General features: G+C 61.4%; 3 protein-coding genes and 1 pseudogene. 2 read left to right on the top strand and 2 right to left on the bottom strand.

All coding sequences use genetic code 11. The annotated features are described in order from the left end of the window. Positions 1 to 390: pseudogene (locus tag IFS44_RS22005) on the bottom strand (hypothetical protein); the annotation flags it as partial. 37 nt (positions 391 to 427) lie between these two features. On the opposite strand from IFS44_RS22005, the gene IFS44_RS23035 reads away from it, so the two are divergent. After that, complete coding sequence (locus tag IFS44_RS23035) at positions 428 to 577, top strand: toxin-antitoxin system HicB family antitoxin (RefSeq protein ID WP_192100190.1); 150 nt, start codon at positions 428 to 430, stop codon at positions 575 to 577. Here IFS44_RS23035 and IFS44_RS21580 read toward each other — a convergent pair. Further along, positions 541 to 945 carry an alpha/beta hydrolase family esterase gene (locus IFS44_RS21580; RefSeq protein ID WP_192100188.1) on the bottom strand — a complete coding sequence of 135 codons (405 nt, stop codon included), beginning with the start codon at positions 943 to 945 and terminating at the stop codon, positions 541 to 543. The genes IFS44_RS23035 and IFS44_RS21580 overlap by 37 nt on opposite strands. 212 nt (positions 946 to 1,157) lie before the next feature. On the opposite strand from IFS44_RS21580, the gene IFS44_RS21575 reads away from it, so the two are divergent. Continuing rightward, a partial coding sequence (locus IFS44_RS21575; protein WP_192100186.1) for an IS110 family transposase occupies positions 1,158 to 1,473 on the top strand: 316 nt, incomplete at its 3' end.

Below are 1,473 nucleotides of genomic sequence, written 5' to 3'. Positions count from 1 at the left end.
CGGAGAGCTATCGTGATCAGGAAGCTGTGTCACTTGGGCATTGTGCCCTAGTGACACGAGGGTTTCCGCCATTAGCCCATGCGGTGGACAGTGCTGGCTCAGCCCCGGCCGAGGTGGTTGTGACGATGCGATCCGAAGCGCGATTACGCTGCCGCGGTGCGGGCGGGGGATGTACGATGTGATGCCGGTCGCCTCGCACGCCCGGACGTCTACGACCTTGCGGTAGCCCAAGTCGGCGACCGCATCGATCCGCTCGACTTCAAGCACCCCTTTTCGCACTGGCGGCGGTGCCAGCAAGCCCATGTCGTTGCAGGCGTTGGTGACGTGCTGTTCGACGGTTAGTCTGTGCGTGGCATCGACCGCTACCTGCGCGTTGTAACCGACCGTCACCTTCGAATGTTCGACCAATAGACGCGCGTCAAGATCGGTGAGCGAGATTTGCCCTTCGCCGCTCTCCTCCAACTGCCCGAGCAGCGCCGCACTTACCGTACGCTGCTCGCGCAGTTTGGGCGCAGCCGCCTCTGCGGCTGCGGCCAACCGTCACGGAACGTCGTTGAACACATGGCTCCAGATGTAGTCTGCGATATCGACGTCGGCGTTGCCGTAGACTTCGTGGAATGCGTACGCGATCGATACCAGTCCGACGCGCGTACCACCCCGGCATTCCGTGAAGGTCTCGTCCCGGCTGAGGCCCTTCAACTGGGTGCGTACGGGTTCGCCACTGCATCCGTCGAGCGCCGCCCAGGTAGCGAGACTCTTGCGAGCGCCCTGGAAGCCGAAGAGGCCGACGCCGTAATAGCTGACGATCTCGTCCGCCGTGCCGTGAAACTCCACCACGGTTATCGGATGGGTCGGGCGGCAGTCCGTCGTGGTGTTCAACGGGAAGGACACGGGCGCCGCGGCACGAAAGACATCGGATGCCTCGCACGCCATCCTCTGGGTCATGGATCCACCGTTCCAAAGAAAGGATCGCGTCATCAAGCTGTGGGATCAAAAACTTAGGCTCCAAGCTGCGGACAAACGTTGAGATGAACATGGGGTAATCGCGGGAGCGAAGCCCTAGCGTTCACGATGGAAGCTAGTGGCTGTTCCCCGATAAGATGGAAGTACGGGCTCACGATCCGAAGCCGGGCCCAAGCATCTGATGGAGAACAGCCATGGACGAGTATATCGGGCTAGACGTTTCCTTGAAAGAGACTGCCGTATCCATTCGGCGTGACGGCAAGCGTGTTTGGCGTGGTAAGTGTCCCTCGGATCCACAGCTTCTGGCGGCATTGATCCGCAAGCATGCGCCGGCACCCAAGCGGGTAGTATTCGAGACTGGCCCGCTCTCGGTCTGGTTCTTTCACGCGCTGGCGGCCGAAGGGGTGCCAGCGATCTGTATCGACGCACGCCATGCCAAAGCTGCTCTCGACATGGCAGCGAACAAGACCGATGCCAACGATGCCGACGGACTGGCGCATCTGGCTGAGG

This window comes from Sphingomonas sp. CFBP 13706, assembly GCF_014842355.1.
In the GTDB taxonomy this organism is placed as follows: domain Bacteria; phylum Pseudomonadota; class Alphaproteobacteria; order Sphingomonadales; family Sphingomonadaceae; genus Sphingomonas; species Sphingomonas aerolata.
Note: the sequence above shows the minus strand (reverse complement) of the source record. Positions and strands in the feature narration are given on the sequence as shown.

Excerpts from the sequence above, each read along its gene's own strand:
- IFS44_RS21580 (WP_192100188.1), bottom strand. The coding sequence starts at position 945 with ATGACCCAGAGGATGGCGTGCGAGGCATCCGATGTCTTTCGTGCCGCG.